Source organism: Pedobacter vanadiisoli (assembly GCF_042684385.1).
Taxonomy (GTDB): domain Bacteria; phylum Bacteroidota; class Bacteroidia; order Sphingobacteriales; family Sphingobacteriaceae; genus Pedobacter; species Pedobacter vanadiisoli.
Map to the genome: position 1 here is coordinate 15,290 of NZ_JBHULL010000038.1, position 19,057 is coordinate 34,346.

General features: G+C 40.7%; 15 protein-coding genes. 5 read left to right on the top strand and 10 right to left on the bottom strand.

The genetic code is table 11. The features are described 5' to 3' along the window. Positions 1 to 170 precede the first annotated feature (170 nt). On the bottom strand, positions 171 to 1,169 hold the full coding sequence (locus ACFSR6_RS18630) for a fumarylacetoacetate hydrolase family protein (protein ID WP_379081668.1): 999 nt from the start codon (positions 1,167 to 1,169) through the stop codon (positions 171 to 173). Positions 1,170 to 1,236: 67 nt separating this feature from the next. Next, positions 1,237 to 1,656, bottom strand: a complete 420-nt coding sequence (locus ACFSR6_RS18635; RefSeq protein WP_379081670.1) for a hypothetical protein — start codon at positions 1,654 to 1,656, stop codon at positions 1,237 to 1,239. 313 nt (positions 1,657 to 1,969) lie between these two features. On the opposite strand from ACFSR6_RS18635, the gene ACFSR6_RS18640 reads away from it, so the two are divergent. Together ACFSR6_RS18640 and hppD are read left to right on the top strand one after the other, a co-directional pair. After that, a complete protein-coding gene (locus ACFSR6_RS18640) occupies positions 1,970 to 3,130 on the top strand; it encodes a homogentisate 1,2-dioxygenase (protein ID WP_379081672.1) in 1,161 nt (386 codons plus the stop codon). Between the two features lie 175 nt (positions 3,131 to 3,305). Continuing rightward, positions 3,306 to 4,436, top strand: a complete 1,131-nt coding sequence (gene hppD, locus ACFSR6_RS18645; RefSeq protein ID WP_379081674.1) for a 4-hydroxyphenylpyruvate dioxygenase — start codon at positions 3,306 to 3,308, stop codon at positions 4,434 to 4,436. A 165-nt stretch (positions 4,437 to 4,601) separates the two neighbouring features. On the opposite strand, the gene ACFSR6_RS18650 is transcribed toward hppD, so the two are convergent. After that, positions 4,602 to 6,338: a thiamine pyrophosphate-dependent enzyme gene (locus tag ACFSR6_RS18650; protein ID WP_379081676.1), complete on the bottom strand. Its 1,737-nt coding sequence runs from the start codon at positions 6,336 to 6,338 to the stop codon at positions 4,602 to 4,604. Between the two features lie 346 nt (positions 6,339 to 6,684). On the opposite strand from ACFSR6_RS18650, the gene ACFSR6_RS18655 reads away from it, so the two are divergent. Then, positions 6,685 to 7,635 carry a chitinase gene (locus tag ACFSR6_RS18655; protein ID WP_379081679.1) on the top strand — a complete coding sequence of 317 codons (951 nt, stop codon included), beginning with the start codon at positions 6,685 to 6,687 and terminating at the stop codon, positions 7,633 to 7,635. Positions 7,636 to 7,817: 182 nt separating this feature from the next. On the opposite strand, the gene ACFSR6_RS18660 is transcribed toward ACFSR6_RS18655, so the two are convergent. From ACFSR6_RS18660 to ACFSR6_RS18690, 7 genes are all read right to left on the bottom strand, one after another. After that, a complete protein-coding gene (locus ACFSR6_RS18660) occupies positions 7,818 to 8,336 on the bottom strand; it encodes a DsbA family protein (RefSeq protein ID WP_379081681.1) in 519 nt (172 codons plus the stop codon). Positions 8,337 to 8,339: 3 nt separating this feature from the next. After that, the gene (locus ACFSR6_RS18665; protein ID WP_379081683.1) at positions 8,340 to 8,801 is read right to left on the bottom strand and encodes a redoxin domain-containing protein; all 462 of its coding nucleotides are present in this window, start codon (positions 8,799 to 8,801) and stop codon (positions 8,340 to 8,342) included. Positions 8,802 to 8,867: 66 nt separating this feature from the next. Next, on the bottom strand, positions 8,868 to 9,785 hold the full coding sequence (locus ACFSR6_RS18670) for a DUF58 domain-containing protein (protein ID WP_379081685.1): 918 nt from the start codon (positions 9,783 to 9,785) through the stop codon (positions 8,868 to 8,870). 210 nt (positions 9,786 to 9,995) lie between these two features. Then, the gene (locus tag ACFSR6_RS18675; RefSeq protein ID WP_379081687.1) at positions 9,996 to 11,213 is read right to left on the bottom strand and encodes a PQQ-dependent sugar dehydrogenase; all 1,218 of its coding nucleotides are present in this window, start codon (positions 11,211 to 11,213) and stop codon (positions 9,996 to 9,998) included. Positions 11,214 to 11,340: 127 nt separating this feature from the next. Beyond that, positions 11,341 to 11,661 carry a thioredoxin gene (gene trxA / locus ACFSR6_RS18680; RefSeq protein ID WP_113948464.1) on the bottom strand — a complete coding sequence of 107 codons (321 nt, stop codon included), beginning with the start codon at positions 11,659 to 11,661 and terminating at the stop codon, positions 11,341 to 11,343. Between the two features lie 155 nt (positions 11,662 to 11,816). Beyond that, the gene (gene dnaE, locus ACFSR6_RS18685; RefSeq protein WP_379081690.1) at positions 11,817 to 16,250 is read right to left on the bottom strand and encodes a DNA polymerase III subunit alpha; all 4,434 of its coding nucleotides are present in this window, start codon (positions 16,248 to 16,250) and stop codon (positions 11,817 to 11,819) included. Between the two features lie 196 nt (positions 16,251 to 16,446). Continuing rightward, a complete protein-coding gene (locus ACFSR6_RS18690) occupies positions 16,447 to 16,899 on the bottom strand; it encodes a lipocalin family protein (RefSeq protein ID WP_379081692.1) in 453 nt (150 codons plus the stop codon). Between the two features lie 148 nt (positions 16,900 to 17,047). On the opposite strand from ACFSR6_RS18690, the gene mdh reads away from it, so the two are divergent. Together mdh and ACFSR6_RS18700 are read left to right on the top strand one after the other, a co-directional pair. Continuing rightward, positions 17,048 to 17,986: a malate dehydrogenase gene (mdh, locus tag ACFSR6_RS18695; RefSeq protein WP_379081694.1), complete on the top strand. Its 939-nt coding sequence runs from the start codon at positions 17,048 to 17,050 to the stop codon at positions 17,984 to 17,986. Between the two features lie 275 nt (positions 17,987 to 18,261). After that, positions 18,262 to 19,041 carry a helix-turn-helix domain-containing protein gene (locus ACFSR6_RS18700; RefSeq protein WP_379081696.1) on the top strand — a complete coding sequence of 260 codons (780 nt, stop codon included), beginning with the start codon at positions 18,262 to 18,264 and terminating at the stop codon, positions 19,039 to 19,041. The last annotated feature ends 16 nt before the right edge of the window (positions 19,042 to 19,057 follow it).

Here is a 19,057-nt window from a genome sequence, read left to right on the forward strand (position 1 = left end):
AAAATGACGTCATCTCGACTGGAACGCAGTGAAATGGAGAGATCCACCTTAACAGATTTAGCTTCGGTGAACACTACGCGGTTCTCGATTTCGTTGCACTCCTTTCGAAATGACGCCTTTAGAATATTAAACTAAATCCGATAGCTATCGGATAGGGATGATAATTTATTTCAGTTCTTCTTCAAAGCTAAAATCGAAAAATCCGTATCTGCCTTCGTAATGGTATTGGTGAGTGCACCCAGGCCTGTTATTTCCATCTCCACCACATCACCTGGCTGCAGCCATTGTACCTTATAATTAGGATCGTTAAGCAAACCCGTACCATTCAGCTCCAAGAAGCATCCTGTTCCAACCGTTCCTGAACCGATTACATCTCCCGGAAGAATATCTACACCGTAGGCACAGCGTTCAATAATTTCGGCAAAGGTCCAATCCATATCGGCAGCATTTCCTTTTGAAACTTCAATACCATTTACCCGACAGGTCATTTTAAGATCGTAAGCATTGCCTATGTGGCCCTCTTTAGGTGCAACTTTATATTGGATCAATTCATCAGGGGTAACCAACCATGGGCCAATTACCGTTGAAAAATCTTTTCCTTTTGCAGGGCCTAAATTCAACAGCATTTCTTCCATCTGCAGGGTGCGGGCACTCATATCATTCATTATCATATAACCGGCAATATATTCATCGGCCTCTGCAGCCTTAATATTTCTACCTTTTTTTCCGATTACAACAGCCAGTTCGAGTTCGAAATCGAGTTTATCAAAATGATCGGGCATACACTCAATTTCTCCTGTACCTTGAATGGCATTATGGTTGGTGAAATAAAAAATTGGATATTCATCAAACTGTGGAATCATATCAACCTTGCGGTTCCTGCGCGCAGCTGCCACGTGCTGCCTAAAAGCATATCCATCCCTGCAACTGGTGGGGTGCGGAACAGGGGCTAAAATTTCGTAAAAAATTTCTTCCTTGGCTTCCAGGCTTCCTTCTTTGATCTGATCATCAATGCGTTTTGCCCTTTCCATTAATACCTCTCCGCCCTGCAAAAATTCGTTCATGTTATCAGGAATAAGCTTATCGCAGCTATTTAAATTATAGATATGCCCATTTACAAACACACCAAGATGCTCTCTGTCTTCGGTTTTATAGGATACTAGTTTCATATATCATTTGGTTAAATACGCGGTAAAGCTAAGCAATTAGGTTAGTCAAAATAAAACTTAGTACCTTTTATTTTAACACAGTATATTGTTGAAGGCTTGGTTTTATTACCGGAAAATCTTTTGGCTGAAGACCTTTGTAGCGTTTTTTATTGGAAAGCAATCCTCCAATCAATAATCCGCCTGATACACCTGCAGGTACACCGGCGGCAATAAGTACAACCGATTCTGCAAGTTTATCACTTTTAGCTGCCAGCACAAAAAATGTTAATCCGCCGGCAATGGCCAATGGAGCCACAAGCCCTCTTCGGTGAATATACAGTTCGCTGATACTGTCGGCACTAAGCTTTAAGGTATCCTTCCGGTTTCTGATGATGGTTAAGCCATTATCAGCGGCAGCATAAAAAGCGCCCCGCACTGCGTTCCCGTTCCGATCGACAACCCTAATATTATATTTGGCTTTTTGCTGTGCAAAACAAGTATAACTCAAGGCGAAAAAAAATAAGCATGTAAAAGTAAATTTCATTGGGATGATGCTAAAAGTAAGTAATTAAAGGTAATTAAAATTTCAATTTTTAAATAAAATACTTACCTTAGTTGCATTAAAAGCATGATATTAAAAGCATTACATATTAATCTCGTAAACGATGCCATTGCTGCACGTCGTTATAAGATGCTTTCCAAGCTGATCATGGCGCAATATTCTCTGTAATTTATCTGCCCCTTCTTATTAATTGAAACGCATTTGCGTTTTGATTGTTTATTCTTAGGATTTTTCTTTCTAACCATAACATCATTTAATTATGCCTATTTATCACAAATTAGGGCAAATTCCAGCTAAACGCCATACGGTTTTCCGCAAACCGGACGGAAATCTTTACGCCGAAGAATTGGTATCAACCGAAGGTTTTTCCAGTTTATATTCGCTGGTTTATCATTGCCATCCGCCAACCATTGTAAAACACTTAGGAGAGCCTTATAGTGTAGAACCCAAAATTGCCCGCGAGAAGCACCTGAAACATACCAGTTTGCTAGGTTACCAAATTAAACCGGAGGACGATTTTTTAAAAAGCCGCAAACCGGTTCTGGTGAATAGCGATCTGCACATTGTGCTGGCTGCGCCAAGAAAATCGATGACAGATTATTTCTATAAAAACAGTCAGGCCGACGAAATGATCTTTGTGCACGAAGGCACCGGAAAACTGAAAACCGGCTTTGGTGAAATTAAGTTCGGCTATGGCGATTACCTGATTATCCCAAGGGGAACCATTTACCAAATGGAATTTGACACTGAGGAAAACAGGTTGTTTATTGTAGAAAGCTTTAGTCCTTTGAGGTCGCCAAAAAGGTATTTAAACCAGTTTGGACAGTTAATGGAGCACTCTCCTTATTGTGAGCGCGATTTAAGGTTACCCGAAAACCTGCAGACACATGATGAATATGGCGATTTTAAAATATTGATCAAAAAACAGGGATTAATTTATCCGTACACTTATGGTACACATCCTTTTGATTATGTTGGCTGGGACGGGTACCACTACCCTTATGCTTTCTCGATCCACGATTTTGAACCGATAACCGGCCGCCTGCACCAGCCCCCTCCGGTACACCAAACTTTTGAAGGACACAATTTTGTGGTCTGCTCTTTTGTACCCCGCAAATATGATTACCATCCCGATTCGATACCGGCACCTTATAACCACAGTAACGTAGATAGCGATGAAGTGCTTTATTATGTAGACGGCGATTTTATGAGCCGCAAAAGTGTGGTTAAAGGGCAGATTACCTTACACCCGGGCGGTATTCCGCATGGCCCACACCCCGGAACGGTAGAAAAATCGATAGGAAAAGAAAAAACGGATGAACTGGCGGTTATGATCGATCCTTTTAAACCTTTAATGCTTACGCAGGATGCTTTGGATATAGAGGACGAAAATTATCATAAAAGCTGGCAGGAAGGATAGTTTGGAGTCTTGAGTCCGAAGTCTATAGCCGGAAGTCCGGAGACCGAGGTCCGAAGATCAATTGCATAGAAATAGAGAATAAATAATAACCTAAGATCAACTTTTAAATTCCTAATAAGATCATATCACTTCCGACTTCGGACCTCCGACATCGGACTTAAATAACAACAAACAAATGGAAACACAAACATTCGCAGAAAAAATTTCTAAAGCACCAGATTTTCTGCCTATTAACGGAACAGATTATATCGAATTTTATGTAGGTAATGCCAAGCAGGCCGCTCACTATTACAAAACAGCATTTGGATTTCAAAGCCTGGCCTACGCCGGACCAGAAACCGGCGTACGCGATCGTTCGTCGTATGTATTACAACAGGGTAAAATCAGGTTGATCTTAACCACGGCCTTAAAATCTGACCATCCAATATCAGAACATGTAAAAAAACATGGCGACGGTGTAAAAGTATTGGCACTTTGGGTTGATGATGCCTATAGCGCATTTGAAGAAACCACAAAACGCGGAGCTAAGCCATACATGGAGCCTAAAACCCTAACAGATGAACATGGTGAAGTTAAAATGAGCGGTATTTACACCTATGGCGAAACCGTACACATGTTTATTGAGCGTAAAAACTATACAGGGACCTTTATGCCAGGTTACCGTGTGTGGGAAAGCGATTATCAGCCTGCAGATACCGGTCTTCTATATATTGACCATTGTGTGGGTAACGTGGGCTGGAACCGAATGAATGAAGCTGTAAAATGGTACGAGGAAGTAATGGGCTTTGTAAACATCCTTTCTTTTGATGATAAACAGATCAATACCGAATATTCCGCATTAATGAGCAAAGTGATGAGCAATGGCAACGGTTATTCGAAATTTCCGATCAACGAACCTGCCGAAGGGAAAAAGAAATCGCAGATTGAAGAATATCTTGAATATTACGAAGGAGAAGGTGTTCAGCATATTGCCGTAGCCACAAAAGATATTGTAAAGACAGTTAAAGAACTTAAAGCAAGAGGTGTTGAATTTTTAAGTGCGCCGCCGGAAGCTTATTATGACATGATGCCTGCGCGTGTAGGTAAAATAGACGAGGAAATTTCCCTTTTAGAAAGCCTTGGTATTTTGGTTGATTGCGATGAAGAAGGTTATCTTTTGCAGATTTTTACCAAACCGGTAGAAGACCGCCCTACGCTTTTCTTTGAGATTATTCAGCGTAAAGGTGCACAAAGTTTTGGTGCAGGTAACTTTAAAGCGTTATTTGAATCTTTAGAACGCGAGCAAGAATTAAGAGGTAATTTATAGTCAGTATGTTATAAAATTCTAAAAAGTCCGTCATTTCGAGCGAAGCATATGGTAGTTGAGAACCCAAAGGCTCAGCGAAGCTAAATCTGTCTTGAGATAGATCTCGCCCCATCTTTACGGGCAGGCATTCCACTATGTTTCAATCGAGATGACGGCTAATGATACCTATAACACCTCGCCCAAGTGTTTATAATTCGATTTTATTGTATCCAAAACTTCACTCATTTTTCCACCAAGCATCAATTTCGCCATCGATTCGGTCATTCCCTTAATTTGTGCCCATTCAATTTTAGGCGGCATGGCCAGCGCATTCGGATTGGTCATAATGTTTAATAAAACGGGGCCTTCTTCACTTAACGCATGAGCAATTGCTGTTTCTACTTCTCCGGGATCAGCTACTGTTATCCCTTTAAATCCCATAGCCTGTGCTACCAATGCAAAATCAGGATTGATCATATCCGTTTCATTATCAGGTAAACCGTCAACTTCCATTTCCAGTTTTACCATTCCAAGGGCTCTATTATTAAACACAATCAATTTTAAAGGAAGATTGTATTGTTTAATTGTAGCAAGATCGCCTAAGAGCATGGATAAGCCCCCATCACCACAAAGCGCAATTACTTGTTGCTCTGGATGTGCCAGTGCGGCACCAATGGCCATCGGCATTGCATTTGCCATAGAGCCATGGTTAAATGAACCCAGCATCTTGCGTTTGCCTGTCGCATCTATAAAACGTGCTCCCCACACACAGCACATACCGGTATCTACCGTAAAAATAGCATCGTTGGCTGCTAAGCGGTTAATCGTTTCAGCTACATATTCGGGTTGTATTTTATTTTTCTCTCCCTGATCTTTTACATAAACTTGCTGCGTTTCTTTTACTTTCCGATAAAATTCCAGTTGCGTTTTTAAGAAACTATCATCTTTCTTTTCGGTGATAAGTGGTAATAATGCTTTGATCGAATCGCTGATGTTTCCGCACAAACCCATGGTAAGTTTCGCCCTACGCCCCAAACGCTCTGGTTTTTCGTCTATCTGCACAATCTTATTTTTTACGGGCATGAAGTTTACATAAGGAAAATCAGTTCCGAGCAAAAAGACAAGGTCAGCCTCGTGCATCGCATGATAACCAGATGGCTGCCCAAGAAGCCCTGTCATGCCTACTTCATAAGGATTATCGTACTGGATGCCCATTTTGCCACGGAAAGAAAATCCAACCGGTGCTTTTAATTTAGCGGCGAGCGCCACTACTTCATCATGTGCATCGGCAGCACCTATCCCGCAAAAAATCATTATTTTCTTTTCACCGTTGAGCAAAGTGGATAGCTCATTTAATTCCGGGTCTGATGGGCGGATCACCGGTTTGTTGTTGAAGAGCTGCATGGAAGTTACACTTTCTACCGCATCCAGTTGTGCTACATCACCAGGCAGGCCAAACACGGCAACACCTTTTTTATGAATAGCATGCTGAACCGCCGTTTGAAACATTCTTGGTACCTGCTCGGCAGTGGTGGCTACCTGGTTATAGCAACTGCAATCGTCAAATAATTTAATGGTATTGGTTTCCTGAAAAAAGTCCATTCCAAATTCGTTTGTAGGGATGGTTGATGCAATAACAATTACCGGAACATGAGAACGATGCGCATCGTAAAGACCATTAATGAGGTGAACATGACCTGGTCCGCAACTCCCTGCACAACAAGCAATTCCATCAAGTTCAGCTTCAGCAGCGGCTGCAAAGGCACCAGCTTCTTCATTACGTACATGGATCCACTTTATTTTTCCATTTCTTCTTACCGCATCATTAAAATAATTTAAACTGTCTCCGGTAACTGCATAAACTCTTTTTACACCAACTTCAACCAGCATTTCAACCAGTTGTTCTGCAACGTTTTTACTCATGTGGATATCTTTTAATCATGAATTTTTATATACCTAATAAAGAGATAAAGCAATGATATTGTTTTAACTGAAAAGCAGAAAATAACCCTATCCGACCCTGCAAAAAACTTTAGGGAATAATTTATAATGTAAGCCACTCGATATCAACAGAATGATTTTTTCTTCACTAAAACTTCATAAATGAAGTGCACCTTTGAAATAACAAAACACGAAGCGATTTCAATTTTGTTAAATTCTAAAAACTCATAATTAGTTTTTTAGTTTTCCGGTTACCCTTATCTGATACCTCATGTATTGCAAAATACATGAGGTTTTTTGTTAACTTAAATGCTATCTATTATAAATTATGAAAAAGAAATGGGCTGTTATTCTGATTTCGGCAATATGTTTATTGAATTTCGGCTTCAGCAAAACAAAATCAACTGTTTTCAGCTATTTTTCAGAAAAAGAATTCAACAGTTTTTTTCCTCAGCGGAATAAATTTTATAGCTATGCTTCCTTTGTCAAAGCAGTTTCTGACCTATCATTTATTAAAATCAAGATCGAAAAACGGGGCGAATGGATTTATAAAATTACCCGAACAGATAAAAGGACTGGCCAAGAAACCGTGATCAGGCAAGACAAAGATTGGGACGAAACCTGGGCAAAAACAAAACCTTATAGCATTTCAGTTATCGATTATGCCGATCTCTGCACCTCAGAAAATATCAATGTAAATAAAAAAGAACTTGCAGCATTTTTCGCCCATATTGCCCATGAAACACGTAATGGAATAAACAATAAATATAACGACGGTTTAATGCTTAACCACGAGTTGGATACCAATGTTAATTATATTGCTGCAAACGTAAATTATCCTGCCGTAAACGGAAAAAAATATTACGGCCGAGGGCCTATTCAATTGAGTTATAACAGCAATTATGGTTTTGCATCCGACTGTATTTTTGGCGACAAAAACATTTTACTTAAAAACCCAAACCTGGTGAACACCAATGCCGTAATAGCTTTTGAAACAGCCATTTATTTTTGGATGACGCCACAAGGTGCTAAACCATCGTGCCACGACGTTATCACTGAAAAATGGAAACCATCCGCAGCTGAAATTCAAAAAGGCTATAAAGCTGGTTTCGGAATGACAATTAATATTGTTAACGGCGCTTTGGAGTGTAATAAAGGAACTGAAATGCCCGCAATGAAAGATAGAATTGGCTTTTACAGGTACTTTTTGAAAAAATTCGATATAAAAGATGCCAATTGTTATTGCGATTGTGCGAAAATGGAGCCCTTTCCGGGTTAAGGGAAGGGATTACCTTTCTAATGGGTTTGTCATGCTAAATTTATTTTACAAGTAAAAGAAGTGTTTTCAATTGCCGTGTAGCTACTTCGTGGTCAGCATCTTTTATGCTATATGAACCCTGAAATAAATTACCTTCGGTGAGCTCGCTTAAGGCTCGGTTCAGGGCTATGAGTACTCATTTGTTACTCCGTACTTTCTTTAAGCATTTGATACAAATCTGCTGCTCCGCCGTCAAATTTGGTTCCGTTTACATAAAATGATGGGGTTCCGTTTACGCCACTGCGTATACCGCTATCAAAATGATCTTCTATTATGGTTCTGATCGCTTCGGAAGCACTATCTTTCTGAAACTGCTCTAAATCCAACCCAATGGTTTCAGCCAGTTCGTCGAATAATTCGGCATTTAAGCGGTATTGGTTTTCGTAAAGGGCATCGTGCATTTCCCAAAACTTACCCTGTAAGGCGGCGGCTTCGGCCGCAATTGCTGCCGGAAAAGCATATTGGTGTGCATTGGCCAAAGGAAAATGACGAAAAACAAATTTGATCTGATGGCCAAAAGTTTCTTCAATCTCTTTCATGATGGGATAAGCATCTCCACAATATGGACACTGGTAATCGCCAAACTCCACAATGGTAACACTTGCCGAATCATCACCCTGAATATGATCCTGATCGTTTATTTCTGGTTTTAATGTACTCATCACTTATTTCTTGTTTAATTCTTCCAATGCATCCAAAATACCATCGGCACCAGGATTAACAGCAAGAGGCGCTAAATAACTCCAGGCAATTTTTCCTTCTTTATCAATCACAAACAGTGCCCTTTTACTTTCTCCAACTTCCTCATCATAAACACCATAAGCTTTTGAAACTGCTCCTTTAGGCTCAAAATCAGCCAATAATGGAAAATGCAGTTTTCTGCTTTCTTCAAACGCAAGGTGGCACCAAACACTGTCAACCGAAACTCCAAAAATCTGTGCATCGTATTTACTAAAATATTTAAGCATTTCGTTGTACAGTGCCATCTGGTCGCTGCAAACCGGGCTCCAATCGGCCGGATAAAAAGCCAGGATTACGTTTTTACCCTTAAAATCTTTAAGTTTTATTTTTTGATCGGGAGTAGCATTCAATTCGAAATCTGGTGCTATAGCGCCTTTTTCTAACATATTGGGAAGTTTAAAATTTAAATCACTAAATAAACAGCGCTAAAACCGTGTTGTTTGTAACAAATATTAACCTAATTTTTGCCGTTTGATCAAATAAGACTGCAGAATGGGATAAAACCCCTCGTTTATATCGGCATCAATTAAGTCGATTTTATATTGGGCACATTTCAGCGCAACCTGCTGTCGGTAAGCAGAAACCGCAGCAGTATAGTTTTCCTTTACCTGGTTAGTATGTACTTTTATGGTTTCGCCGGTTTCCATATCAATAAACTGATACGGGCGGTTTTCAAAATTGAAATCTACCTCTTTGGTCCTATCAACCACGTTAAAAACCACCACCTCATGTTTATTAAACTTAAGGTGTTGCAGCGAATCAAAAAACTGGTCAGTTTTATCGGCACTGGTCTGCGTATTGAACAGGTCGCTAAAGATAATTACCAAAGATCGTTTATGGATCAGTTCTGCCACCTGGTGTAGCGCCTCACTTAAATTGGTCTGTGCATTTACCTTAGGTTTCTGCAACAGCTGCTCCAACTGGGTAAATAAATATTTCTGGTGAACCGTTGTCGATTTTGCAGGCGAATTTAACAAGATCTCATCAGTAAATAAGCTTAACCCGAAAGCATCGCGTTGTTTCTTCAAAAGGTACATTAAAGATGCCACAGCCTGTATGGAAAAGGTAAGTTTGTTACTTTTAGGCTCCGGAAAGTACATTGATGAGGAAACATCGATCACAAACTGGCACCGCAGATTGGTTTCTTCTTCGAAACGTTTGCTGTAAAGTTTATCGGTTTTGGCATATAATTTCCAGTCGATATTTTTAACATTATCGCCGTTATTATATTGGCGGTGTTCGGCAAATTCGACCGAAAAACCATGGAACGGACTTTTATGCAAGCCCGTAATAAAACCTTCTACTACCTGGACGGCAAGCAATTCTAAATTACCATAGCTTGTTTCGTTTTCGTAGTTTACAACCTGCATAGCGTAAAGCTAATAAAAGATTTATTAAAAAAACGGAAAATTAGTCAACACTTGCCAAGTTTCAAAAGTCAGGTACAAGGTAAGGGCAAAACCAAAAGTGATCTGAAAAATTGAGCGTATTGCTCAAAAAAAATCCTGAACTCAAAAAGAATTCGGGATCAATATGCTAAAAACCCATCAGGTTCTTGAAACCTGATGGGTTTAGTTTAATTACTTCTTCGCAATCCGATATAAATGTCCGTTATCGGTTACCGAATAAAGCGCTCCATCCTTACCTTCTGCCATATCGCGAAAACGTTCGCCTTTACCTTCCAACAAGCGCTCTTCGCCAACAATCTTGTCATCTTTTATCACCAGCCGGATAATGTGCGAACCACTTAATCCACCTACAAACAAATTACCCTTCCACTCGGCTATACTATTGCTGTTATAAAAAGCTATGCAACCAGGTGAAATACTTGGGTTCCAGTAATAGACCGGTTGTTCCATACCTTCTTTCTGCGTTATACCCTCGCCTACTTTTTTACCACTGTACTCTGTTCCGTAAGTGATGATTGGCCAACCATAATTTTTACCTGGTTTAATAATATTTACTTCATCACCTCCTTTAGGGCCAAATTCTGCCTCCCATAAATCGCCCGTTAAGGGATTAATGGCCAAGCCATCCGGGTTACGGAGTCCGTAGGCATAAATTTCAGGTCTGGCATCGGCTTTACCGGCAAATGGTCCGTTAGCAACCGCCTTACCCTCTGGCGTAAGGTGTAAAATTTTACCCAACGAAGAATTCAAATATTGTGCCTGTATTCTGATATCACTTCCAGAGCGTTCGCCTGTACTTACAAATAAATTTCCGTTTTTATCGAAAACGATTCTCGATCCGTACTGAAGTTTTCCGCCATAAGCAGGTGTAGCACGATAAATAACAGTTTGGTTTTCAACAGATGTTTCATTTGCGGCTAATTTACCTTTGGCAATGGCCAATAAAACACCATCTTTCTGTGGTTCTGAATAAGCCCAGTAAATTAACCTGTTTTTTGCAAAGTTGGGATCTAAGGTTACATCCAGTAAGCCACCCTGACCGGATGGATCTACCTTTGGCAAACCTGTAATCTTTTTACTCAATTTTCCATCAGCTGTAAGGATCACCATGGTGCCCTGCTTTTGGGTAATCAGGAAACCGCCATTAGGAAGTACCGAAATTGCCCATGGATTTTCAAGCTTTTCATTAATGACCGAAATATCTAATGGGGTTTTGGTTTTAATACCGGCAATTCTCGTTTGCCCGGCAAAAGCAGGTTTAAAATCGGCAGATGGCTGGTTGGTTTCAACAGGATTCTGCGCTTCCACACATGAAATATTTACACAGTTCAGGGCCAAACCCGTTAATAAAATGCTTAAATTTCTATTGCTAAATATGTTAACCGACATGTTTGAGTTTTTTAAATAAAGAAACAAAATTATGTTTACAATAAAAAACCCAAATCCACTAAATGAACCTGGGTTTTAAATATGTTACAAGCCTTTAGGCTTTGATTTTTTTTGCTTTAAGCTTAAATTAAGCCAGTTGCTTGTTTAATTTATCGGCTAAAATTGATTTTGGAACGGCTCCTACCTGTTTGTCTACTACCTGTCCGTCTTTAAAGTATAATAACGCAGGGATGTTACGGATACCAAACTGCATCGAAATTTGAGGGTTGTTATCAACGTTTACTTTTCCAACTACCGCTTTACCATCATATTCTTTAGCAATTTCTTCTACTACTGGACCAACCATGCGACAAGGGCCACACCATTCTGCCCAAAAATCTACCAATACGGGTTTATCTGATTTTAATACAAGCTCCTCGAAGTTTGCATCTGTGATTTCTAATGCCATAACTATTTTTTTTATTTTCAAATATATGTATTCAATTGTAATGCCAACACATCTGTAATGTCAATTTGACATTATTTTGAGGTAAAGTGCTTAAAGGTGAAGGGTACAAGGTTTAGGCGCTTTAACCTTCCACCTTAAACCTCAGGCCTTATACCTTAGTTCAGCTTGTAATTTACCACATTCATTCCCATTAATTGTTCAAGGAACTTGTTATTGGGGTTTATTTTTAAATTCTTTGAAGGTAAATCGAGCATTATCTGTTTCTCGCTATCAAAAACAGCAAAGTTAAGTTGGCAGTTCTGCTGCTCTGAATTTGCCTTATTGTCTGCTAATATTGCTTCAATCTCCTTCATTAGCTGATCGTTAACCCGCTCTATAGGCACCTGAATGGTTAAACTTTTAGCCAATTTATCGCGCAGTTCTGACATGAGGTTAATCGCAGTGATTTTAAATTCCCAGTCGCCGGCCTTACCAAAACGCTCACCTACCCTGCCCCTGATCTGCAAGAAATAGCCTTCGGTTAAAAATGATTTGAATTTCAAGAAATCCTCACCGAAAAGCGCCATTTCACAGGCATCATCGTAATCTTCGAAAACAAAAGTACCGAAAGGCTTACCGGTTTTGGTAATACGCTGCGATGCAGTTACCACCAAACCGCCTACGCAGAGTTCACGGTTTTTCAGTTTCTCAAACTCGGCAAGTACTTCTTCATTGCTATCGCCCATCCGCACCTTGTTGATGATACTGAGCTGTCTGACATTGTGGGTACAGAATTTATCGAGTTCGAGCTTATAGTTATCCAGCGGATGGCCGGAAAGGAAAATGCCGATGGCATCTTTTTCGTATTTCAACCGGTCCATCAAGGCCCATTCCGGCGATACAGGTAAGGTAGGTTCCAAAATGAGATCGGCTTTAGATCCTCCGAACAAAGAAGCCTGGGAGGTACTTTCGTTGTTCTGGAAATCGTTGGCATATTTGATAATTTTCTCTATGCCGTTCATCTTATCGTTCGGACCAATGTAGAAATATTGTGCCCTGTGCCCGCCGAAGGCATCGAAAGCACCACTGTACACAAAACTCTCGTACGCTTTTTTGTTTACAATACGGGTATTGGAACGTTTTGCAAAATCGTAAACACTGGCATAAGGACCATTGCCATTCCGTTCTTCGATAATACTTTCTACCGCTTTTTCACCCACACCTTTTACCGCCGACATCCCAAAACGGACTTCGCCTTTGGCGTTAACCGAGAATTTAAGATCAGATTCGTTTACATCCGGACCTAATACGGTAACCCCCATTTGGCGGCATTCTTCCATAAAGAAAGCCACCTGCTTAATATCGCTCATGTTGTTGGAAAGTACGGCAGCCATATATTCAGCAGGGTAATGTGCCTTTAAATAAGCCGTTTGATAAGCAATCCAGGCATAACAGGTGGAGTGCGATTTATTGAAGGCATAAGATGCAAATGCTTCCCAGTCTTTCCAGATTTTCTCTAAAATGGTTGCATCATGGCCTTTTTCTGAAGCTTGCTTTACAAATTTAGGCTTCATTTTATCCAGAACGTCTTTCTGTTTCTTACCCATCGCCTTACGGAGAACATCGGCCTCACCTTTGGTAAATCCGGCCAGTTTCTGAGATAAAAGCATTACCTGCTCCTGGTAAACGGTAATACCATATGTTTCTTTCAGGTATTCTTCGCAGGCATCCAAATCGTATTTAATTTCTTCTTCACCATTTTTACGGCGTACGAAACTTGGAATATACTCCATAGGGCCCGGACGGTATAATGCATTCATGGCAATTAAATCGTCGAAAACCGTTGGCTTAAGTTCTTTCATGTACTTCTGCATACCCGGACTCTCGTACTGGAAAATCCCGATGGTTTCGCCACGCTGGAAAAGTTCGTAGGTCATGACATCGTCAATCGGGAAATTATCGGGATTGAGATCGATACCATGCCTTTTCTTTACCAGTTTTACCGTATCCTTGATCAGGGTCAGCGTTTTTAACCCCAGGAAGTCCATTTTTAATAAACCGGCACTTTCTACCACCGAGTTATCAAACTGGGTAACGTATAAATCAGAATCTTTGGCAACCGAAACGGGAACGAAGTTGGTAATATCGCTAGGTGTAATAATTACCCCACAGGCGTGAATACCTGTATTCCTTAACGACCCTTCCAAAACCTGCGCCTGTTGAATGGTTTCGGCACTTAGATCCTTCTGGCTGCCCAGGTTTTTCAACTCTACTACCTTCTCGTATTCATCGGGGCGCAAGGCATCCTTTAAACTCTTCTCATCGAGGTTAAAGATTTTGGCGAGCTTCATATTCGGAATCAGCTTCGCAATTTTATCAGCCTCGAACAAAGGCAGATCCAGTACCCGTGCCGTATCGCGTATAGATGATTTGGCGGCCATGGTACCGTAAGTAATAATCTGCGCTACCTGGTTGGCACCATATTTATTAATTACATAATCCATTACACGACCACGCCCCTCGTCATCAAAGTCGATATCGATATCGGGCATGGATACACGATCAGGGTTTAGGAAACGCTCAAAAAGCAGGTCGTATTTAATCGGGTCAATATTGGTAATTCCTAAACAGTAGGCCACTGCAGAACCGGCAGCTGATCCCCTGCCCGGACCTACCGATACATCGAGGTTTCGCGCCTCGGCAATAAAATCCTGCACAATCAAAAAGTAGCCGGGGTAACCGGTTTTTTCGATCGTAGCCAACTCGAAATCCAAACGCTCAATTACATCATCGGTTAAAGTTCCATAGCGGCGTTTGGCACCTTCGTAAGTTAAATGTCTTAAAAATTTGTTCTCTCCACGCTTTCCACCATCGGTTTCATCTTCGGCAACCAAAAATTCTTCAGGGATATCGAATTTAGGTAAAAGTACCTCGCGGGCAAGTTTATAGGTTTCAATTTTATCAAGAATCTCCTGGATATTCAGAATCGCTTCAGGTAAATCGGCAAAAAGCGCCTTCATTTCATCAGCCGATTTAAAATAATATTCCTGATTGGGCAAACCATAGCGGTAACCGCGGCCACGGCCTATCGGTGTAGCCTGCTTTTCGCCGTCTTTTACACAGAGTAAAATATCGTGCGCGTTGGCATCCTTTTTATTTACATAATAGGTGTTGTTAGTGGCCACTAATTTAACCTCATGTTTATTGGCCAGGGCAATTAAAGTTTCGTTTACACGGTCTTCATCTTCCTGGTTGTGGCGCATTACCTCGATATAAAAATCATCGCCAAACTGGGCTTTCCACCAGAGTAGGGCTTCTTCTGCCTGATTTTCGCCGAGGTTTAATATTTTATTCGAAATCTCTCCCGAAAGGTTTCCGGAAAGGACAATAATATCGTCTTTATATTGTTCAATTATTCCTCTATCGATACGCGGAACGTAATAAAAGCCTTTTGTATAGGCAATAGACGACATTTTAGCCAGGTTGTGGTAGCCCTTTTTATTCTTGGCCAGTAACACCATCTGGTAGCCGTTATCTTTTGCGGTACGGTCTAAATGGTCATTACAAACAAAAAATTCTACCCCAACAATTGGTGTCATGATCACCTCTGTAGGGCGCTCTCCTGCTTCAATCGCAGCTGCATTTTTAGCTTCGGCAGCTTTATTATGGTTTAAAACATTGTTAACAAAATGGAAAGCCCCCATCATATTGGCATGATCGGTCATGGCTACGGCAGGCATTTTTTGCGCAGCAGCGGCTTTTACCAGATCGGAAATACTGATGGTACTCTGCAATACCGAAAACTGGGTGTGGTTATGCAGGTGCACAAAAGTTGCCGCAGCAAGCTCATGCCTGTTATCTGTAAGGGTCTGTTTGGAAATCCCTGAGCCTTCAGTTTTTTGCTGGCGTTTACGGATTTCATCAGAGGCCGCTTTTAAATTGATGTGCTGTAAGCCAATCCCTTCAATAAGGCCTGGATTTACCTCCCTGAAACGTGGAAAATACTCCGCGTCAACCAGTAATTCTTCTTTTTTGAAAACCTCTCTTTTTACCAGTTCCAGAAAACAGCGGGTGGTGGCTTCAACATCGGCAGTTGCATTATGGGCTTCGCTAAAAGGAACACCAAATAAATAAGAATGCAGTTCGGTTAAGGTTGGCAGTTTAAATTTACCTCCCCTACCTCCGGGCAATTGTAATAACTGGGCGGTTACTTCAGTACAGGTATCTAAAACAGGCATTTCTGCCAGCCGGTTGGCTACACCAAAACGGTGAAACTCACAGCCCATAATGTTAACATCGAAACCAATATTCTGGCCGACAATAAATTTTGCCTTGTTTAAAACTTCATTAAACTTGGCCAGCATTTCGTCAAAACCGATGCCCTGTTCTGTTGCTAATTCAGTAGAAATACCGTGGATCCGTTCTGCATCATAAGGAATGTTAAATCCCTCTGGTTTTACCAGATAATCCTGATGTTCAACCAATCTCCCCATCTCATCATGCAATTGCCAGGCAATCTGTATACAGCGCGGCCAGTTATCCGTATCGGTAATGGGTGCATTGTAATTGCGGGGCAAACCCGTGGTTTCGGTATCAAAAATTAAGTACATATGCTGCAGTAAAGAATTAACCGTTTAGGCGTAATAACGGTTCTTCAAAAATAGGGAATTTGAAGGCTGAAGTTGTCAGGATTTTATCAACAAAATATGACGAATGAACTGAATTGGTTCATGAAGACATAAATCTTTAAAATTAAAATAACAACAAGATTCTTCACTACTCAGAATGATAAAAGCTTAAAACTGGTTAAAAATGCTCCTGACTCACCAACTCGCTTACATTGTATCCCTTCTGCCTGCATCTTTCAATAATGTGTACCAATAAATCGGCCTCCATTTTAGGTTCGCGTGCCATGATAAAAAGGTATTTTTCATCGGGATGTCCCACTACCACATAACTATAATCGACGGCCAGCTCGATTACCCAGTAACCGATTTTAAAAGGCCATAAAAACTGGGCTTTCATATCGCCATCTGCTTTACCCTTCTCAAAAAATAGTTTTGAAGTGATCGATTTTTCTTCTGGTTTTCCATCTTTATGGTAGATGGTATATACATCAAAATGATCATTGTCGATTAATGTGTAAGTTTCGGTAGTCCGTTTCCAGTGTTTATCCAATAAAGTTGGGATAGAGTATAAAGAATACCATTTACCCTCGAAAGCTTTGTAATCGATATTAGCAATGGGTTTATTTTCCATAATTTGTCAGAACAAAAATCTCTGTTTAGTACTTACTTAATAAACCTCGATTAAATTATAAAGTTTTGAAAAGCATTTTTAAACCTTATATTTATTTCTACCTTCGACAGATATTTAACGATGAGCAAACCACTAAAAATATAATATTATGAAAGTAACGGTTGTTGGTGCAGGTGCAGTTGGTGCCACTTGCGCAGATAATATTGCCCGCAAAGAATTGGCCAATGAGCTGGTTCTATTGGATATTAAAGAAGGTTTTGCCGAAGGCAAGGCGATAGATATGATGCAAACAGCTACCCTTTTGGGCTTCGATACCAAAATAACGGGCGTTACTGGCGATTACAGTAAAACCGCCGGTTCGGATGTTGTAGTAATTACCTCGGGCCTGCCGCGTAAACCGGGCATGACCCGCGAAGAGCTGATCGGTATTAATGCTGGTATCGTAAAAGGCGTTGCCGAAAATATTTTAAAATTCTCACCAGAAGCCATCTTCATCGTCATCAGCAACCCGATGGATACCATGACCTACCTGGCCTTAAAATCGTTGGGTTTACCAAAAAAACGCATCATTGGTATGGGCGGAACATTAGATAGCTCACGTTTCAAATTTTACCTATCGCAGGCACTGAACTGCAACCCGAACGATTTACAAGGTTTTGTAATCGGCGGTCACGGCGATACTACCATGATTCCCCTTACCCGTTTAGCCACTTATCAAAGTTTACCGGTAAGCAATTTACTCGATAAAACGACACTTGATAAAGTTGCGGCTGATACAATGGTTGGCGGCGCTACTTTAACCGGATTAATCGGAACTTCTGCATGGTATGCACCTGGTGCAGCCGGAGCCGCATTAGTTGAGGCCATTTTACGCGACGAGAAAAAACTGTTCACCTGCTGTGTTTCACTTGAGGGTGAATACGGACAGCACGATATCTGTTTAGGTGTTCCGGTAATTATAGGCCGCAATGGTTGGGAGAAAATAATCGATTTCAAATTGACAGAAGATGAGCAGACAGCATTTAATAAAAGTGCCGATGCGGTTAGAAATATGAATAACGTACTGGCTGAGATGAAGCTTGTATAATTATAAAGGATCGTCATGTCGGACGGAGTGCAATTTGCACCGTTTTAACATCGGCAACTAAGTCGAGAACCACCGGGTGCTTAACGAAGCTAAATCTGGTTAGATAGATCTCTCAGGCATATCGTCAGCCCTGAACTTGTTTCAGGGTCTTTTATTCAAGATAGATCTCTCCCTGCCCGAAGCAGGGGCGCATTACGCTGCACTTCAGTCGGGATGACGACTATCTTATTAAATAATTGCTTTAAACATTGAATATCCACGGTGTAAATAACATTTTGACTGATACACATAACATCAGTACCTACCATAAAATACCCATTTTAGATGGCCTGGAACTGCTGAACGCTAAAAAGCACACCATTGATTTCCCTTTTCACACACACAATAATTTTAATATTACGCTGATCTTAAATCAGACTTTCTGCACCAAACTCAGCGATAAATTTTTACAGGCTCCGATCGGTACACTGTCAATCACCAATCCCAACGAGGTACATGCCACCCCCTGCGATAATAAACTAGGCAACTCTTTCTTTACCTTCTACATCCAACCCGATGTGCTCAAAACCTTAAATAAAGGCCGTGATGTTTTTTTTGAGGATAAAATCATTTACGATCGGGATCTCTGCAACAGCTTTCACTATTTATCCATACATTTTAATAATCCTGAGGTTAATCTGGAAAAAGAATTGCTTAACGTTTTAGAGAAACTGGTTGCACGCTATGCCTCGGGCATGCATTTCGAGTATAAAAAAACGGCACTGTTTCAAAGTTTTATCAACGAAGACCTGATGGAGAAATTTTCATTAACAGATACCGCAAAACGTTTTGGATTAGACAAATATAAATTCCTGCGTTTATTTAAGCACGAAACCGGTTTAACGCCTAACAACTACATCCTTTTACAGCGCATAGAAAAATGCAAAAGGCTTATTACCAAAGAAGCGGATCTAATGGATGTTGCCATCGAAACCGGTTTTTACGATGTGCCCCACCTGTCGCGGCATTTCAAACGCTTTACCGGCGTTACGCCTTCCGAATATAAAAGGGCTTAAAGCACTTAGTGCAATA